The 17,134-nt window shown below is 34.4% G+C and carries 16 protein-coding genes, 1 other RNA gene and 2 pseudogenes; 5 read left to right on the top strand and 14 right to left on the bottom strand.

Going from position 1 to position 17,134, the window contains the following annotated elements; all coding sequences use genetic code 11:
- Positions 1–124 precede the first annotated feature (124 nt).
- From rnpB to BK579_RS13300, 10 genes are all read right to left on the bottom strand, one after another.
- Positions 125–505, bottom strand: an RNA gene (gene rnpB, locus BK579_RS13345) — RNase P RNA component class B.
- 82 nt (positions 506–587) lie between these two features.
- The gene (gpsB, locus tag BK579_RS13340) at positions 588–887 is read right to left on the bottom strand and encodes a cell division regulator GpsB (RefSeq protein WP_078546204.1); all 300 of its coding nucleotides are present in this window, start codon (positions 885–887) and stop codon (positions 588–590) included.
- A 145-nt stretch (positions 888–1,032) separates the two neighbouring features.
- A complete protein-coding gene (locus tag BK579_RS13335) occupies positions 1,033–1,590 on the bottom strand; it encodes an SLOG family protein (protein WP_078550571.1) in 558 nt (185 codons plus the stop codon).
- Positions 1,591–1,660: 70 nt separating this feature from the next.
- A complete protein-coding gene (locus BK579_RS13330; RefSeq protein ID WP_078546202.1) occupies positions 1,661–1,972 on the bottom strand; it encodes a spore coat protein in 312 nt (103 codons plus the stop codon).
- A gap of 354 nt (positions 1,973–2,326) precedes the next feature.
- Positions 2,327–3,592 carry a ribonuclease H-like domain-containing protein gene (locus BK579_RS13325; protein WP_078546200.1) on the bottom strand — a complete coding sequence of 422 codons (1,266 nt, stop codon included), beginning with the start codon at positions 3,590–3,592 and terminating at the stop codon, positions 2,327–2,329.
- Positions 3,593–3,625: 33 nt separating this feature from the next.
- On the bottom strand, positions 3,626–5,878 hold the full coding sequence (locus BK579_RS13320) for a DEAD/DEAH box helicase (RefSeq protein ID WP_078546198.1): 2,253 nt from the start codon (positions 5,876–5,878) through the stop codon (positions 3,626–3,628).
- A gap of 146 nt (positions 5,879–6,024) precedes the next feature.
- The gene (locus BK579_RS13315; RefSeq protein WP_235848424.1) at positions 6,025–6,480 is read right to left on the bottom strand and encodes a DUF6376 family protein; all 456 of its coding nucleotides are present in this window, start codon (positions 6,478–6,480) and stop codon (positions 6,025–6,027) included.
- 1,012 nt (positions 6,481–7,492) lie between these two features.
- A complete protein-coding gene (gene cuyA, locus BK579_RS13310) occupies positions 7,493–8,482 on the bottom strand; it encodes a D-cysteate sulfo-lyase (RefSeq protein WP_078546196.1) in 990 nt (329 codons plus the stop codon).
- A 325-nt stretch (positions 8,483–8,807) separates the two neighbouring features.
- The gene (locus BK579_RS13305; RefSeq protein ID WP_078546194.1) at positions 8,808–9,260 is read right to left on the bottom strand and encodes a hypothetical protein; all 453 of its coding nucleotides are present in this window, start codon (positions 9,258–9,260) and stop codon (positions 8,808–8,810) included.
- Between the two features lie 110 nt (positions 9,261–9,370).
- Positions 9,371–9,562: a YbxH family protein gene (locus BK579_RS13300; RefSeq protein WP_078546192.1), complete on the bottom strand. Its 192-nt coding sequence runs from the start codon at positions 9,560–9,562 to the stop codon at positions 9,371–9,373.
- A 149-nt stretch (positions 9,563–9,711) separates the two neighbouring features.
- Between BK579_RS13300 and BK579_RS25280 the strand changes: the two genes are divergently transcribed.
- From BK579_RS25280 to BK579_RS26410, 3 genes and pseudogenes are all read left to right on the top strand, one after another.
- Positions 9,712–9,825, top strand: coding sequence for a redoxin domain-containing protein (locus tag BK579_RS25280; RefSeq protein WP_204524715.1), 114 nt, complete (start codon positions 9,712–9,714; stop codon positions 9,823–9,825).
- Positions 9,826–9,840: 15 nt separating this feature from the next.
- Positions 9,841–10,047, top strand: a pseudogene (locus tag BK579_RS26415) (thioredoxin family protein); the annotation flags it as partial.
- Between the two features lie 30 nt (positions 10,048–10,077).
- The gene (locus tag BK579_RS26410) at positions 10,078–10,488 is read left to right on the top strand and encodes a tetratricopeptide repeat protein (protein WP_235848423.1); all 411 of its coding nucleotides are present in this window, start codon (positions 10,078–10,080) and stop codon (positions 10,486–10,488) included.
- A 95-nt stretch (positions 10,489–10,583) separates the two neighbouring features.
- Here BK579_RS26410 and BK579_RS13290 read toward each other — a convergent pair.
- Positions 10,584–12,121, bottom strand: a pseudogene (locus BK579_RS13290) (multicopper oxidase family protein).
- 245 nt (positions 12,122–12,366) lie between these two features.
- On the bottom strand, positions 12,367–12,969 hold the full coding sequence (locus BK579_RS13285; RefSeq protein WP_078546188.1) for a DUF421 domain-containing protein: 603 nt from the start codon (positions 12,967–12,969) through the stop codon (positions 12,367–12,369).
- A 212-nt stretch (positions 12,970–13,181) separates the two neighbouring features.
- Between BK579_RS13285 and BK579_RS25620 the strand changes: the two genes are divergently transcribed.
- The gene (locus tag BK579_RS25620) at positions 13,182–13,337 is read left to right on the top strand and encodes a hypothetical protein (protein ID WP_169891137.1); all 156 of its coding nucleotides are present in this window, start codon (positions 13,182–13,184) and stop codon (positions 13,335–13,337) included.
- 402 nt (positions 13,338–13,739) lie between these two features.
- Here BK579_RS25620 and mgrA read toward each other — a convergent pair whose 3' ends face one another.
- Positions 13,740–14,732 (bottom strand): L-glyceraldehyde 3-phosphate reductase, encoded by a 993-nt coding sequence (gene mgrA, locus BK579_RS13280; protein ID WP_078546186.1) that lies wholly within the window; start codon positions 14,730–14,732, stop codon positions 13,740–13,742.
- A 79-nt stretch (positions 14,733–14,811) separates the two neighbouring features.
- Entirely contained in the window at positions 14,812–15,663 is an 852-nt protein-coding gene (locus BK579_RS13275; RefSeq protein ID WP_078546185.1) for an NAD-dependent epimerase/dehydratase family protein, read from the bottom strand.
- Positions 15,664–15,909: 246 nt separating this feature from the next.
- Here BK579_RS13275 and BK579_RS13270 point away from each other — a divergent pair, with 246 nt between their 5' ends.
- Positions 15,910–17,034, top strand: a complete 1,125-nt coding sequence (locus tag BK579_RS13270; protein ID WP_169891136.1) for a phosphatidylglycerol lysyltransferase domain-containing protein — start codon at positions 15,910–15,912, stop codon at positions 17,032–17,034.
- Positions 17,035–17,134: the final 100 nt, after the last annotated feature.

Raw genomic sequence — 17,134 nt, 5'->3', positions numbered from 1 at the left:
CCTTCTGAGTTACTCGGAATCATATTTGGAGTTATAAGGCGTCTTTTCTTCTTAGTATATTAATAAAAGCTCCCCATTAAACTGGAGAGCTTGAATTTAAAAATAATTCTTTCCATTAATAACGTTCTGTAAGCCATGTTTTGTTCCTTTGTACTACAATCGATATGACTATCTCGTACTCCGGTGGTAATCATCTATCTACAGAACAATTCTGTCCTTCTCATTGTTCATTTCCTTAGAGAAGGTGCCCCTACCATTATTTGGGTTTCTCGCTCGAGGGGTTTACCTCGTTCCACTCTTATAATTTCTTATAAGACTACGTCACTGTGGCACTTTCAAAGTATTCAAGCCTTATCCATAAAGAACTTAGGCTTTTTCCTTGCCGTTAACTCATAAACGAGCTACCCCAGCTTATTGTTTCGCTAGGCACGAACACTACAATCATCTCAGATTGTGCGAGCATGGACTTTCCTCTACAGTAAAACTGTAGCGATTACCCGAACGTTATTAATGATGCACTAATTATTATATTAAAAAACCAAATAATTAGCAAGTTTTTTCACTATTTGTTCAGATCTCATCTCAATTTAATCAAATAACTTACTTCCAAATACATGTTTTTCTAAATTAGAGAGTCTTTTTAAGATATCAAAGTTTGTTGTGCCCGTTTGCTGAGTTGGTTGTTTTTTATGTGACTCGTCTAACTGTTTTTTTAAACGATAATTTTCTTGACGTAATTCCTCAACAAGCTGTTGAAAAGCTTCATAATCCTTAATAATTACATCTAAATACTTGTCTACATCTACTTGCTTATAACCTTTTAAGCCAGTTTTAAATTCTTTTTCTAAAATATCCTTTGATGATAATTTAATTTTATCAGATTGCATGTAATCACCTCGATACACTTTCCCCATTGTTCTTAGTCTATTTTTTCAAATATTTCTCGTATTGTCAATTTTATCTTTATGTAGTAAAAATCTAAATCATTCCAAAGGTACACATTTTATAACGCAAACTAACTAGCCTGTTTGATTAAAAGTTATTGTTTGAGTATTGTTCTTCTTCTGCAATCATCTGCAGATCATAAGCATTTATAATAAACAATTGATAATTGGAATGATCAACTTCATTTCGTGCTTGATTGTAAATAAACTTTGGACTTCCCTCAGTTTCCTCGTCATAGACAATAAGCATGCCATCGCTCTTATCGATAAAAAATTTATTTTTCAGCCGAAACTGTGCCGGACTTTCATATTTCTTATTAGTAATACTATTAGTATAATCTGCTTGAGATAACACAAATTCATACAATTCTTTATTAACTTCATTCCATTTTTCTTCTTGGTCTAAAAAAGGTGTTATGACTGCAAATTTTAAGTTTGGGTGGTCTATTTGCAAGTCCATCACAACTTCTGCTGCCCACAATTCAACACCAAGTTGTCCACTAATAATAACCCATTCTAAACCCTCTTCTAACAAAAATAGTAATTTCTTTTCAATTGCTTTCTTTATGAAAGTAATACCTGGATTTTTCGGATCAAATAATCCTAGTTCAAAAGGCTTGTAGCCAGTAATTGCTAATACTTTTATCAAGTCTATACTCCTCCATCTAAAATGCTAAATCAAGCAGGAACCACTGTGGTTCCTGCTTTTCATGTGCCTAGCCTTCGAAATAAGGTGTTTGAAATGGAGCCATTTGAGCTGGAGCTACTGGAGCAACTGGTGGTACAGGAGCTGCTGGTGGTAATAAATCAGCAGGTGGATTTGCACCACAGTTAAAATGCTGACTAGACACCTCATTAGCAAATGATTCTGTGTGTGGATAATAGTGTAAATGATCATACTTATGATGATTTACGTTTTGAGTGTGTGATGGGTGAATATGTGGTACGATTGTATTTTGAAACGTATTTTGTACACAACACTTTGTTGGATAAATAATTGGTGGCATTACATTAGGTCTACAATGCATTTTTTATTATCTCCTTTCAGTATTTCATCTGTCTTTCACTTATAGCCTATGAAAGAAGGGAGATACATGTACTAATGCAAACACCTATTTTTTATAAAAAAGCATAAAATCCTTCTTTTATACTTGTTAAAACTAAGAAAATAATTGTGACAACAACAAAATATAAAATAAAAACTGCTTTATACAATCTTCTCTCTCCAATTAAATATAAATTTTTCTATATCAGAACAATTTCTAATTTTACAAGGTTTTACACGATTCTACAATGTAAATTCAAGGGAAAGAAAAAGTTTTATTGTTTCGACAACAAAAACTCGAAAGGACGCCGATTTTGCGCTTGCCCGGGCAATAAAATCACCGTTTATTTCCAGCCTTTTTTTTCAATCGATTAAGTCGTTTTTCAATCTCATCATTTTTATACCCGTTCTGGTCTCGTATTAAACTTGTCTGAGTTTTGTAAATATTTTTGGCTTCAAGTGTAAAATGAATGGCTTTTTCAAAGTTCTTTTGTTGATGTTCATAAATTTTCGCAAGTTCAATAGCAATCTCAAGTTTTGTTACCCTTTCCCCTTCATTGAAGACATCTAAGAAAAATGATAATGATGTCTCGTAATCCTTTTGCTTTTTATACATATAAGCTAACTGCAGTTTGGCCTTCAATGATGTATTTGTTTGACTCCCTGAAATACTTTCGTACATAGTTGCCGCTACCTTTTCTTCACCAAGGTGATTTAGCCATCTGGCAACCTCGTATTTTTCTGATTCAGAATTATTGAGACCATTATTTAAGAGTTGTTTTGACAAATGTATATATAACGTAATTAAAGATAAAACATCAATTTCATTATGATGGAGAACGCCTTTTATCGCTTCTGGATTTTGGTTTTCAAGAAAATTAAAGTATAACATTGGGGCTAGATATCCCGGTACATCTCCTTCGCGATGAATAGACAATATATCTTTTTCTACATTGGCAAGACGAACAGATTGGAGTTTATTTTTCCATAGACGCCTTGATGCATGATATAAATCAAAATGGCCGAACTCTGGCAAATTTGGTACAGTTTCTCTAATTAAGGTATGTCTTGTTTTTACTTGTGGCCAATCAAAAGATTTTCCGTTATATGTTACAAGAGTCTTGTAATCTATACTTTTGAGAAAGCTCTGATAGAGTGCAACTTCTGCACCAGGATTCGGTAAAAAGTGTTGAATTACCTCCACGTACTCATTTGTTAAAGTTGCTTGCCCTAATAAAAAAATAGTATTGCCTGCGCCTCCACCAAGTCCTGTTGTTTCAGTATCAAAAAAGAATAATTGATTTGCTTGAAAGCCTTTTGATGAAAGAGGGTGATTAATAGTAGATAGATTCCAGTCAGATACAATTTGATTTAATTCATTAAACTGATAAATTCCGTGCTTATAGTTGAGGGGATATCTTACTTTTCTTACCATACAATACGTGTTATCAAAAAGAAACGGTACTGCTCCTAATTCGTTCCATTTATCAAGATGAGGTACTTCTTCTGTAACTATATCGGAAACAGGAGAAGATACTGGAGCAAACTGATCGGTTCTAACTATATTCTTTTTATGTCGATTCAGTTTATTTTTCAGACTCATGATATCCCTTCTCCCATTAAGTATATATATAAATCACTTTAATAGATTTTGTAAGATTACGATACTTGTTTGTTTAGCATGCATGGATTCCACTTCATTACCAATACATGATGGACATCCATCTTCACATGGACATTTTGTGATAAGATTTATACTCGAGGTAATGACCTCATTCATTCTCTTGTAAATCTCATCAGCTAACCCAATTCCTCCTGGATAACGATCATACAAGTAAATTGTAGGTAATCCTGAGTGTGTAGCTTTAATTTGTGGTACTACATGAACATCATTGCTGTCACACATCACTAATACTGGGACAACATGTTTTAAAACATTGGAGATCCCGAGCAATACTTGCTCCAATGTTTTAGTCCCAAGGTTTAATTGATCATGGATGTCTAGCCATGTTGCACTTGTATGAAGTTCTTCTTCTGGCAAATGAATGGGACCTGATCCAATATTTTCAAACGTACTCATTTTAATTTTCTTAAATATGGTAGGCATTGCTGTAACTGTAACATCACCAAAGTGAAGTTCAGATTTGTCTCGTTTTATCTCTTTATCTATTTCTAGTACCTTTAAATCAACTGCTAGGTTTGCATCTGTAAAATACTCAACATCTACTTCACGCACAAATGCTTTTTTCTCTTCCCAATCGAGAAGCTCAACTTGAAATTGAACACCTTCATGCAAATAAATAGCTTCATCATGCAAAAGTGTCATTGCACTAAACCGATCCATTTCACCGATTACCTTGTGATTTGCCTTTTCTGTTTGGTCTATAATAATTACATTTTCCTGTGATGCGGACCTTAAACTAATATTGTGTGCAGGAAAGCCGTCACTCATCCAGTACCATTTTTCACCTGATTGATGCAAAACACGCTCTTCGGTTAGAAATTCTAGTATTTCTTCAATGTCTAGATGTCCGAATGTATCCCCATTCTTAAATGGAAGTTCATACGCAGCACATTTGATATGGTCAACTAGAATAATCAAGTTGTTTGGATTAATCCTCGCAGATTCCGGGTTCCGTTCAAAAAAATATTCCGGATGCCCAACGATATATTGGTCAATTGGAGTAGAACTTGCAACCATTAAGATAAGGGCTTCACCATGACGTCTCCCGGCTCGTCCAGCTTGTTGCCAAGTGCTTGAAACAGAACCAGGATAGCCAGTCATTACACAAACCTGAAGTTGACCTATGTCTACTCCTAGCTCGAGCGCGTTCGTACTGACAACCCCTAAAATTTCTCCATTTCTCAAACCTCGTTCTATTTCTCTTCTTTGTTTTGGTAAATATCCGCCGCGGTATCCACGGATAGATTTTGTTCCAAGCTCATTCTTTACTAACTCTTGAATATGACTTAAGATAATTTCGACTCTAACACGACTTTTCGCAAAAACAATTGTTTGTATCTTATTTTTTAAGAACTGTTTCGCAAAAAGATTTACTTCTTTGGTTGCACTTCTTCTTATATTTAATGGCTTATTAACCACTGGTGGATTGTAAAATACAAAATGCTTTCTTCCTCTTGGAGCCCCATTATTATCTATTAATACCATGTTTTCACCCGTTAACTCTTCTGCTAGTTCTCTAGGATTTGCAATGGTTGCAGATGTACAAATAAAGATTGGGTTACTACCATAAAACGCACATATTCGTTTTAGCCTTCTAATCACATTTGCTACATGGCTACCAAATATTCCACGATAGGTATGTAATTCGTCGATTACTACGAATTTCAGATTTTCAAATAACGATACCCATTTCGTATGGTGCGGTAGTATAGCAGAATGTAGCATATCAGGATTTGTAATAACAATATGTCCAGCTTTACGCACAACTTGACGAATATTCGGTGCTGTGTCTCCATCGTATGTATAGCTCTTAATATCAATACCCATCTCATCAATAATTTCATTTAATTCACTCTTCTGGTCCTGAGCAAGGGCTTTCGTTGGAAACATATATAATGCACGGTTATTATTATTTTCTGAAATAGATTGTAAGACAGGTAAGTTATAACATAAAGTCTTTCCTGATGCTGTTGGCGTTACAGCGACGATATTTCTTTTTTCTTGAACTGCCTGAAATGCATCATATTGATGTGTGTAAAGCTCTTTAATACCTCGTCCTTGTAAGGCATCCGAAATTCGTTTGTCAATTGATGTTGGAATTGGCTTTGTCTTTGCATCTTGTGGTTCAATTTCATGCCAATGTATTACATTTTCATTTTTCCGAAGTTCTTCAATTAGCTCATTCAATGTTTTTTTTCTTAACATACGGTTCACCTCTATTACTTACATTTTAGCGAATGTTCGTTCGGATTACTACAAAAAAATAATAGAGTTGCAAATGTAAATTTTCCCTGCAACTCTATCTTCATTTAAGCTATTTAGTTAAATTCATCGTTTAAGAATTTCAAATATTACTGACCTAATTGTTTGATTTCATCAATTGTATTTGTTATTTCTCGAAAAGATTGATATACATCTGAATTTTCTAGTATAGCTGGGTCTAGTTTACCATTTTCTATATTAGATAAATATGATTCAATTCCATCTAGTGCTTGATTATTGTGAGTAACTATTTGTTCGTGAATTTCGGTCGCTAATTCTGGTGCTTTAAGTTCATTAAATGCTACAATCTCACTTTTCATATCCTCAAGTTTGATTTCAAGTTCTGCTAATGCCTGCTCATCACTTATTGCTTGTTCAGCAAGCGGCGGAACTTCTTTTACAAAAGTGCTTACTTCGTTAACATAAGCTGTTGCTTCATTTACATAATTGACTGAGTTATTTACATCTTCAATAAATGAACAACCTCCAAGGAAAAATAACATTGCTGTTGTTATTAAGATAAGTTTTAATCTTTTCTTATACACGTAAAATCCTCCATTTGTGAGTATTCTTTATAGCTTGTAATCTTACATTTTTATATACGTTATAGACTGAATTTAGTTTCATAAGTTACTCAATTATTTTTTAACTTCCTAGATTATTTTCTTATATTTAATATTACCCTCAAAAACTCGGAACAAACCATGTCCTCTACGAATGTTTTAGCAATATTGCGGTGAATTAGAGCAAAAAAATATGTAATGATAAGCGTTATATACTTCACATAAGTTTGTTCAAAAAAGTACCTAATCACACTAATTCTTTGAACTCCATTCGCTACAGTTCATTCCAACTGTGTTAACACTTTCATCCTTCATAGTGCAAATAACTGATTCGCATAGAGGTCTACCCTGAAAAAAGAAATGCTGAAGGCGCTCGTTCATCGGCGACACGCATAAGTCGAGCCGGCAAGATAACCTTCTTGCCGGATTGACTTAGACCTGAGAGCCGATAGCGCCTGAAGCTAGACACTAAGCTAAGTATAATTTTTCATACTCCGTGGTGCTAATTTTAATTAGCATAGATGTCTACCCTGAAAATACATAATGATGTAGAGTTCCATGAGCTGCGATCCACTTGCTTTCCGCGGGGTGGTCCGTGAACCTCCTCGTCGCCAGGGGCGGGCTCCTGCGGGGTCTCACGAGACCACTGGATCCCGCAGGAGTCAAGTGGCTCTCTGCTCATTCCACACTTAGTAAGTACCTATTTTCATTCTCCATGGTGCGAAATACATGTTTAGCATGGATGTCTACCCTGAAAATACATAATGATGTAGAGTTCCATGAGCTGCGATCCACTTGCTTTCCGCGGGGTGGTCCGTGAGCCTCCTCGTCGCCAGGGGCGGGCTTCTGCGGGGTCTCACGAGACCCCGCAGAAGCCCGCACTCTCCGCTCATTCCACACTAGGTGAATACACTATTTTCATACTCCATGGTGTGAATATTTAAATTTGCTTGGGTGTCTACCCAAAACTTTAAAAGGACGAAATTCATCGCCTTTAAGCAAATATAGAGGTATAAGCATACAGTGCTGGTGAGCCGCCGGAATGAATAAAGACAATGTTATCGTCTTTTTTAAAAGTTTCTTTCCGGATTAAATCAATAAGCCCTGCCATTGCCTTACCTGTGTAGACTGGATCTAGTAAAATCCCTTCTGTACTTGCAACTAATTTAACAGCCTCTATCATCTCTTTTGTTGGAACCGCATATCCTGGGCCTACATAGTCATCATAGCAGTTAACATATTTTTGAGAGATTTCCTGAATTTGCAGAAAATCAGTTAGCTCATTGAGAAGTTTATACACTTTAGCTTCTTGTTCTCTTTTCCCCCGGCTAACATTGACACCAATAACCGGTACATTCCAATTTAGACCCTGAAATCCTGCAATTAGTCCTGCATGCATGCCCCCACTCCCACTTGTACAAACAATGTGATTTAGTTGTATTTGCTGATCATATGCTTGTAATAAGAGTTCTTGGGAACAAGCTGCGTATCCGGTTGCTCCTATTGGATTAGAACCTCCTACAGGGATTAAATAGGGAGTGTGTCCTTTCTCTGTTAACTCTTTTTCTACCTTTTTCATCTCTTCCATTAAATTAGATCCTTCAGGAACATACTTCATGTCATTAGCACCTAACAGCTGATATAAAAAGTGATTTCCTGTTGGTACGTTATTCGCTTTATTCTGACCTTCTTCAAGAACAAGAACACATTTCATTTTTTCTTTGACTGCTGCAGATAAGGTTAACCGACAATGGTTAGATTGTACAGCACCACATGTAACAAGAACATCTGCACCTTTCATGTGCGCATCTGCAACTATGTATTCTAATTTTCTTGTTTTGTTTCCACCAGCAGTTAAACCAAGTAGATCATCACGTTTCATATAAATGGTGGGTCCACCAAGAGCTTTTGATAATGTTTCTAACTTTTCAAGTGGTGTATGATTTTTTGTATATTTTTTCCTTGGAATACTAGTTAAATTCATCTTCTTCTCTGCTCCTTCTCACTAATTTAATCATTCAAAACTGGTTACTAGTTTATTTTCGCCTTAATAATCATATGATTTTCATCACCTTCATAAGTAGGATTATATAGTGTTATTTTAACGTATAAATCTATTTCACGTTCTCTTTTTTATCTAATCCTAACTTTTTTTCTGAGGATAAGGTATTTTGTGCATTAGGAGAATATCGAATGTGCTTATGCTATACCCTATTATCTTACGTTTAAAATTCCTTATCTTTTTACTATAGTAAAGAAAATAGTTAAAGGTACAACCAAAAGTTGTACCTTTATCATTGTTGTGATTGTTATGATGCTGTCAATAAAAATATACCTACAATCGAGATAGTTGGGATAGATGATAGTAGTGCGATTGCAATAAAGAGAAAGGTGTTAATAAAATTTTTTGTTTCTTGTGAGGGTTCTCCGTAATTTATGGTTTCTTTTCTCACAATGAATAAATTTGTAACAGCGTAAATAAAAATAGCTACTATGATTATTAAAGGAAAAAACAACTGTATATCCCCGATATCTGGTTGGCCTATTTGCGAAAATCCAACTACAATTAACAAAATCGGTATTGTTTCTACCATAATAACTTTTATAAAAAATTTACTTTGTTCTTTTTGAAGCGATTCTCCTTTAATTTCCTGTTCTTCTTCTAATTTTGATTGAACATTCGCCATTAACGCCTTAAAAACAGTAAGAATCCCAAAAACAGCGATAGCAGTTGCAATAACAAATAACCAAGATGGATTCATCTAGGCACCTCCACAAAAAGTTTTATTTATTTAGAGTTTCCTTTTTTAAATCATTCAATTGTGTAAACCAATTTGCTCTAGCAGATTGAATGATTTCTGTTAAACTCATATTAAAAGCCACGCTGTTCACAGTAAGTATTGATTAACTCCTCTATCTGATCATGTTCTGGAAATTCTCCACTAAAAGTAAATTTTATTTCTTCTATAAATCCCCCTTCATGATATACATGAATTGCTCCATTTTGATTAATTACACTAAATTCTGGTTCAAATCGATACCCGCCACGTTCAACAGCACCCATTTCTAAAATCATCTCCTTGAAATGTTATTTTATAGTTAATATTACTCAAGATGAAGGTTTACAAACAGATAATCCAATATTTAATTTAAAACGAAATAATTGAGTATTCGGGATTTCCAATGTAAACTAATCATAAGGGAGGGATTGGTTTGTTAATGACAAAAATGAAAAACATTACACTTCAAGATATACATGGGAATTCTGTTTCAATTAATGATTTCAGAGGAAAAAACACTTTAATTTTTATGTGGGCATCGTGGTGACGTTGTCGTGAACAACTGCCAGGCTGGCAGGATTTTTATGAAAAGTTCCAAGATCAAGAATTTGAATTCTTATCAGTTTCTGTAGATATTCAAGGGTCGGAAGTAGTAAAACCTTATGCAGAAAATCATTCTTTTACAACAGTTGTTGACACGGATAATATTTTTGCTAATTTATTTGGTTTTAAAATTGTCCCTAACGGTATATTTATTGATAAAGAAGGTACGATTCGACTAGTTAAACAAGGATTTCATGTGACAAATGAAAATCACCTAAAGGCAATACAAAATTTAATAAATGGTACTGTAGACCACGTTGTTTTAGATGATGAATATTATAACCCTACCTCTACTCTTATCAATTTAGAGAAACAATTATCGGAAACAAAGTTTAAATTAGGTATGGAGTATTGGAAAAACGGAAAAAAGGAAGAAGCATTACACGAATTGGATGAGGCTCTTTTACTAGACACGGACAATTTTCTCATTAGGAAACAGAGATGGTATATTCGTTATCCTGAAAAGTTTTCTCCAACAATTGATATTGAATGGCAACAAATTGAATTAAAGAAAGAAAAGGCAGTAGAAGCTAAATTAAAAAATGATTTAGATTGTGGACCAGAAGGATGTTATATTCCTGGAACAACCAATAATAGCAATAACTAAAAAAAGAGAATGGATAAATGGTCCTTCCATTATCCATTTTCTTTTTTGACTTTTAACACTTCAAAGAAATTATCCGGGAAAGTGTTTACAATTTTTTAATTATTTTTCTCTCTATCAATCACCTCAAAAGGTCGCATCATGTCATAATCTTCATGTTCTAAAATATGACAATACCAAACATAATGCCCTACGTGTGGAGCATATTTTCCAATTACCCTTGTTACATGTCCAGATGTTGCTGCTACTGTGTCTTTCCAGCCTCGCTCGTTCACTTCAGGAGGTGTTGGTCCTCCTGTATAGATGATTTGACCATCTTGATTATAGCGTTCTAAGTCAAAAGGCTGTCGTTCTAAAATTTGAAATTGAATTAAGTGAATATGCATGGGATGAGTAAATGCTGTTGTATTAAACAAAGACCATATTTCCATTGAACCAAGTTGGGGTTTTTCCGTAATTGGATCATGCCATCTTTTGCCATTAAGTAACAACAATGGTCTCCCAAATTTATCATCTGTACCTACTAGTTTTAAATTTCTAATTGTTGAAATGTTATTTTGCTTCAACTTAGGGATAGTTGACAATCTAGTTGGAATTACACTCTTATCAAAATCTGAAAGTGGCTTTGTGACTCTAAATTGCATAACTTCATCTGTTTCATTATCAGGATCAGCATTCGGACCAAGATCGTTTTTTAAGACAATTTCCTTTCCTTCATTTTTTGAAAAGTCTATGATTAAATCAACACGTTCAGATGGTTCGATCGCGATTTTTTCCATATGAACAGGCTTTTCTAAAAGACCACCGTCTGAACCAATTTGATATACTGTTTGTTCAGAATCAAGATATAAATTGATACCCTCTTGTATTAGATGCATTTAATATACGAAAACGATATTTTCGCGGTTCAACTTCCATATAAGGCCATACCTTTCCATTCACCAAGATTGTGTCACCAAAAAATGCTGGAATAACAGAAGGATTTGGTAACACATTAGATGCATCGTTTGGCTGGTTGGGATATGAAAGTGATCCGTCATGGTTAAAAGATCGATCCTGTATGATAAGAGGAATTTCGTACTTTCCTGATGGTAAGTTTAAAGATTTTTCATGTTTGTCTCTTATAATATAGGCTCCCGGAAGTCCTGCATAATTGTTTAGTCTTGTTATCCCCATAGCATGATCATGGTACCAAAGCATTGTTGCTCTTTGATTATTAAGATACTCATAAACTTCTCTTTCAAAGAATGGACCTACCTCTTCATACCCTTTTGTAAACCAGGCCTCAGGATATCCATCACTTGGTGAAGGAGTTTCCCCACCGTGTAAATGGGTTACAGTTCTGACCTCAGGTAACTCAACATCAAGAAATGATTGATCAACAGGGAGAAAATGTCTTTTAGGAAGATTGTTTATCCATTTCACATGAACACGTTCCCCCTATTAACGTCAAATGTTGGCCCTGGTACTTGACGATTGTAGCCCCATAAACGTGTCGGCGGCAAGTCTCTGTGCAGCTTTTGCAAAATTGTTCCATTCTTACCTCATAATAGTTGCCATCTTTCAACTTCTTTTTTGGTTTTAACGTATCCATAATTGGCAACCTATCTACGAATTTCATAAGTTTGTGACTCATAATACCACCTCCTATAGCTATTAATTACTACAGTAGATGGCAAAAACACGGATTTGGTAAGGGCTAATATAATGATTTTATTATCTTTAGACATTCAGTCATGCACTTTACTGCTTTAAATCCCTTTCGTACTTCCGAACAGCTTTTCCATTTGAGACAAATAATCTACTATACAAGTTAGATACTAGCATCCTCTTAGTGTAATACACAAAAAACCCACAAAAAGTAATCATACTCTTTGTGGGTTATTTTAAATCATCTGGAATATCTTTTTCATGATTATTTGTCTTCTTTATCTCTTTGAAAATATTATCAGAATTGCCCGAATTAGAGTTAGATGCGCTTGATTCTTTCCCTTCAATCAATGCTATCAAAAACTTTATATCTTCTTTCGTGGCATATTGTTTATCCGATTTAAGCATATAACCTAACTGCCCATTTGACTCAATTGTAGCCCATTCAATATCACTAATCCTCTGAATCCCTTGCTGTCTCAGTCGCACTTCTAACATATCTACTGTTAACCTTAATTTAGCTAAATTTTTTTCTTGCAACTGACCATTTTCAACTACAATGATAGACCTGCCGTAAAACACTTTCTCAAAAAAGTCATATTTCAAAACTAGAAACTCAATAATAATAAGATTAAGAACAAGCAAAGCGGTTATAATCATTGTAATCCATATGTTTCGATCTCCTACCGGTTGGATAATTAATGATCCTACTCCTACCATCATCACCGTTTGAGCAACAGTTAATTGTGAAATCGATTTTCTTCCTGCAATTCGAAGTACCAATACTCCACCTATAACAATAACGATTGATTTCCAAATAAAATGTAAATCCAAGAATGGACACTTCCTTATTTTTTGTCTATTACATTATTAACACGATGTTAGGTTCTCTAACCTTCTTAGGATAATTTTTTTCATGGTATTTGGAAAATAGTTCAAAACCATAAAGAATAATTAGTATTATTCGTATGGTACTTTCCCAATTTACTATAATTAAAATTATGATATCTTTAATATACAGAGTATAAATTTAGTAGGTGACAAAAATGAAAAATTACCAAGAGCAAATGCATATTGAAATAAAACAAGAAATAAAAAGTATGGTCTATGAATTAAAAAATAGGTATGGCATTTCTAAGAATGAATTAGATCAAATCATAAGTGAACTAGCTGAGGATATAAAAAAAACAATTAAATATTAAGCCATAAAAAATGCGACTCTTCACAGAATCGCATTTTTTTAAACCTTTTCTATATTTTTCTTGTCTACCCTAAAAAAAGAAATGCGGAATGAATCATAGAAAGCCAATGATTCACTTCCTCCTTGATTTCGCTTCGGCAACTGAATCATAGATAGCCTATGATTTACTTCCTCCTTGATTTCGCCTCGGCAAGTGAATCATAGAAGGCCTATGATTCACTTCTTCCTTGTTTTCGCTTCGGTAAGTAATCATAAAAGGCCTATGATTCACTTCCGTCTTGCCTTTACCTCGGCAACTGTATCAAAGCCACTAGATTCACCTAAATCCCGACACATTTTAAGCAACCATCCAGGAACTATTTCATATTTCCATGTCAATACTTATTCACTTGGGTGTCCGATCTTAATTATTTAAAATATCTTCTATTCTCGTTAATTCGTCAATAGAAAAATCCAGATTATTTAGTGCTGCTACATTTTCTTCTATTTGCGTTATTTTACTCGCACCAATCAATGCTGAAGTAACTTTACCATCTCTTAAAACCCAGGCAAGGGCCATTTGAGCAAGAGTTTGTCCTCTATCTACTGCTATTTCATTAAGGTGCATTACCTTTTTGAGAACACCTTCTGTAACTTGTTCTTCCCCAAGGAATACCGATGCACTTGCTGCCCTTGAGTCACTTGGAACTCCGTTAAGATATTTATTCGTTAGTAACCCTTGTGCTAATGGACAGAAGGCAATAGAACCTACTCCACTTTTTTGAAGAACATCCTCTAATCCATTCTCAATCCATCGGTTGAACATAGAGTAATTTGGTTGATGAATTAATAATGGTGTGCCAAGATTATTAAGGATTTTTACGGCTTGCGCTGTTTCTTCTGCACTATAGTTTGAAATTCCAACATATAGAGCCTTACCTTGACGAACAATTTGATCAAGTGCACCCATCGTTTCTTCAAGTGGAGTATTTGGATCAGGACGGTGAGAATAAAAAACATCTACATAATCAAGTCCTAGTCGCTTTAAACTTTGATCAAGACTAGAAATTAAGTACTTCTTAGAACCCCAATCGCCATATGGACCAGGCCACATGTAATAGCCTGCTTTAGTTGAAATCACTAATTCATCGCGATATGGCGCAAAATCAGTTTTCAAAAGTGAACCTAACATTTCTTCAGCAGAACCTGCTGGCGGACCGTAATTATTAGCTAAATCAAAGTGAGTGATTCCTAAATCAAATGCTCGACGAAGTAAACCACGCCCATTTTCAAATGAGTCTACACCACCAAAATTATGCCATAACCCTAGAGAAATAGCAGGTAGTAAAAGACCAGAACTACCCACACGGTTGTACTTCATAGATTCATATCTATTTTCTTTTGCTTGGTATACCATTTTAGATCTCCTCTTTAAATAATTTTAAATAGTTCAGTTATCAACTGCCAACAAATCCTTTTAGATGAAAGTTATTGGTTTAAAGTTGTTTGACATAGTTTCTCCACTTATGTATAGGCTTCCAATTTAAGAGTTGCTTAGCTTTTTCGCTATTAAGTAACGGGGCAAAACCGGAAAGTTCTCCTCTAAAATCTTTCACTTCAGGAAAACACTCTGCAATTAATTTCTTACTTTCAATATCCATACTCGTTTCGTCAGCACCAATATTTAAGGCAACAGAACCAAGTCCATCGGTTTCAATAGCCAAGCGGTAAGCACTAGCAGCATCTCTTGTATCTATATAACTCCATAGAATCGTTTTTCTTAATTCAGGATTATGGATAAAATCAGGGAAGTTCTTGTACATCTCTGGTGATATCACATTTCCTAATCTCATGGATACCACTTGCATTCCAGTCCTTGCATGGATCATATCCGCTGTTTTTTCATTTACAATTTTTGATAATCCATAGCTTTCTTCAGGTAATTGGGGATGTTCTTCATCAATCGGCACATATTGTGGAGCTAAATTTTGCTTTGAAAAGCAAATACCATAGGATGATTCACTTGAAGAAATCACTGCTTTTTTAATTCCTAAGTTGGCAGCAGCTTCTAATATGTTATAAGTAGACATCACATTATTTTCAAAAGTAACTTCATTAGGATGTGAATAAGCAACTGGAATTGCAGCAAGATGAACCACTGCATCAGCACCAGATAGAACTCCATATACTTCTCCAAGGTTTGTTAAATCAGTAATAACTGTTTTACAGAGAGTTTCCTTCGGGTATTTTATATCAGCATTAATTACCTCATAGTCATGATCTAAAAACTCCTGTATTACTGCAGACCCTAGAAGTCCACTACCTCCAGTAACAACAACTTTTTTCATTTTTTAATCCCCCAGTTTTTTAGTTAAGAATCCTTAACCAATATATTTTAAAAATCAAATTTAGATATTTCATACCTTTCACTAAAAAGTATACGTTTACTTTTTGTTTATTACAACTATTGAGTATTGTTGATATTGGATAGACTAGTCTTTTGAATTATCTATAGACTTATATCAATTCTTAGTTATAATAGTAGAGTTGTTACTTAGACTACTGAATTTTCAAAACCTAATATGGAGGGTTTTATGCTTCTTTTTTTAAGTTTGACTCTAGTATTAATTATTGTAATCACTTTATTTATAAGAAAAAATAAATCCAATAACTTTGATTATAAAGATGTAACAAAAGTTGATGACATAGCTTCATTTATCTCAAAATATGGAGGAAACCATTGTTCACATCTCTATTTATTAAATGATAAATGCTTTTATTGGGCCCAGAGAAAACAAGTTTTATTTACTTATAAAAAATTGGGAAACACTTTAATCGTTTTAGGAGATCCAGTGGGGAATCAAGCATTGCTTTATGAGTCTATTGAAGAGCTTCTTAACTATTGTAAAAAATCGAGATTGAACATAGTATTTTACCAAGTTTCAAATCACTTCCTCTCTATCTATCAAGCTTTTGGTTTTAGTATTACTAAAATTGGTGCAGAAGGCAGGGTTTGTTTATCCAATTTCACACTTAATGGGAAGAGATGGGCGAAACTGAGGACGCGAAGAAACAAATTTGAACGAAGTGGTTATCAATTCAAAGTAGTAAACAATAATGAAGCATCTATTTCAGAGCTTAAAGAAATTTCTGATTCATGGCTAGGAAATCGAAGTGAAAAAGGGTTTTCAGTTAGTTATTTTTGCGAAAAGTATATCAGTCGTTTCCCATTAGCCATAGTCATTGATCCAAATGGAGATATTATTGCCTTTGCAACACTAGCTTATAATCACCAAGACGACAACCGGACAATTACAATTGATTTAATGAGATTTAAACAGGACAGTCCTCATGGAACAATGGATTTCTTATTTCTTTCGACAATTAATTGGTGTAAGGAGCAAAACTACGACTGGTGTAGTTTAGGGATGTCACCTCTTGCAAATTTAGATGATAAAGATAAGAAGGGTTGGTTCGAAAAAGTAGGAGCTTATCTTTTTAATCATGTTAAGCACTTTTACAATTTTAAAGGGCTTTATGAATATAAAAACAAATTTCTCCCAGAGTGGGAATCAAGATATATTGTTTGTGATCATGGTCGGTTACTTATGACTTGTTTAATGCTAACTATAATTATTCATAAAGGGCCCGGTAAAAGGCGAAAGTTTAAGGAAACAGTTTCGCCCCTCTTTCTCCGTAAATATAAAAAAGCCAGTTAACAATACTATATAAATTTAAACAAAAAACTCCCCTTCGGAGTTTTTTTTGTTTGCTAGGACATATTGTAAGGCTTCGATTTGGACACCGATTTTAAAGCCA

The sequence above is a fragment of the Litchfieldia alkalitelluris genome (assembly GCF_002019645.1).
In the GTDB taxonomy this organism is placed as follows: domain Bacteria; phylum Bacillota; class Bacilli; order Bacillales; family Bacillaceae_L; genus Litchfieldia; species Litchfieldia alkalitelluris.
The sequence above is the reverse complement of the archived record's forward strand: the minus strand, read 5'-3'. Positions and strand labels throughout refer to the sequence as shown.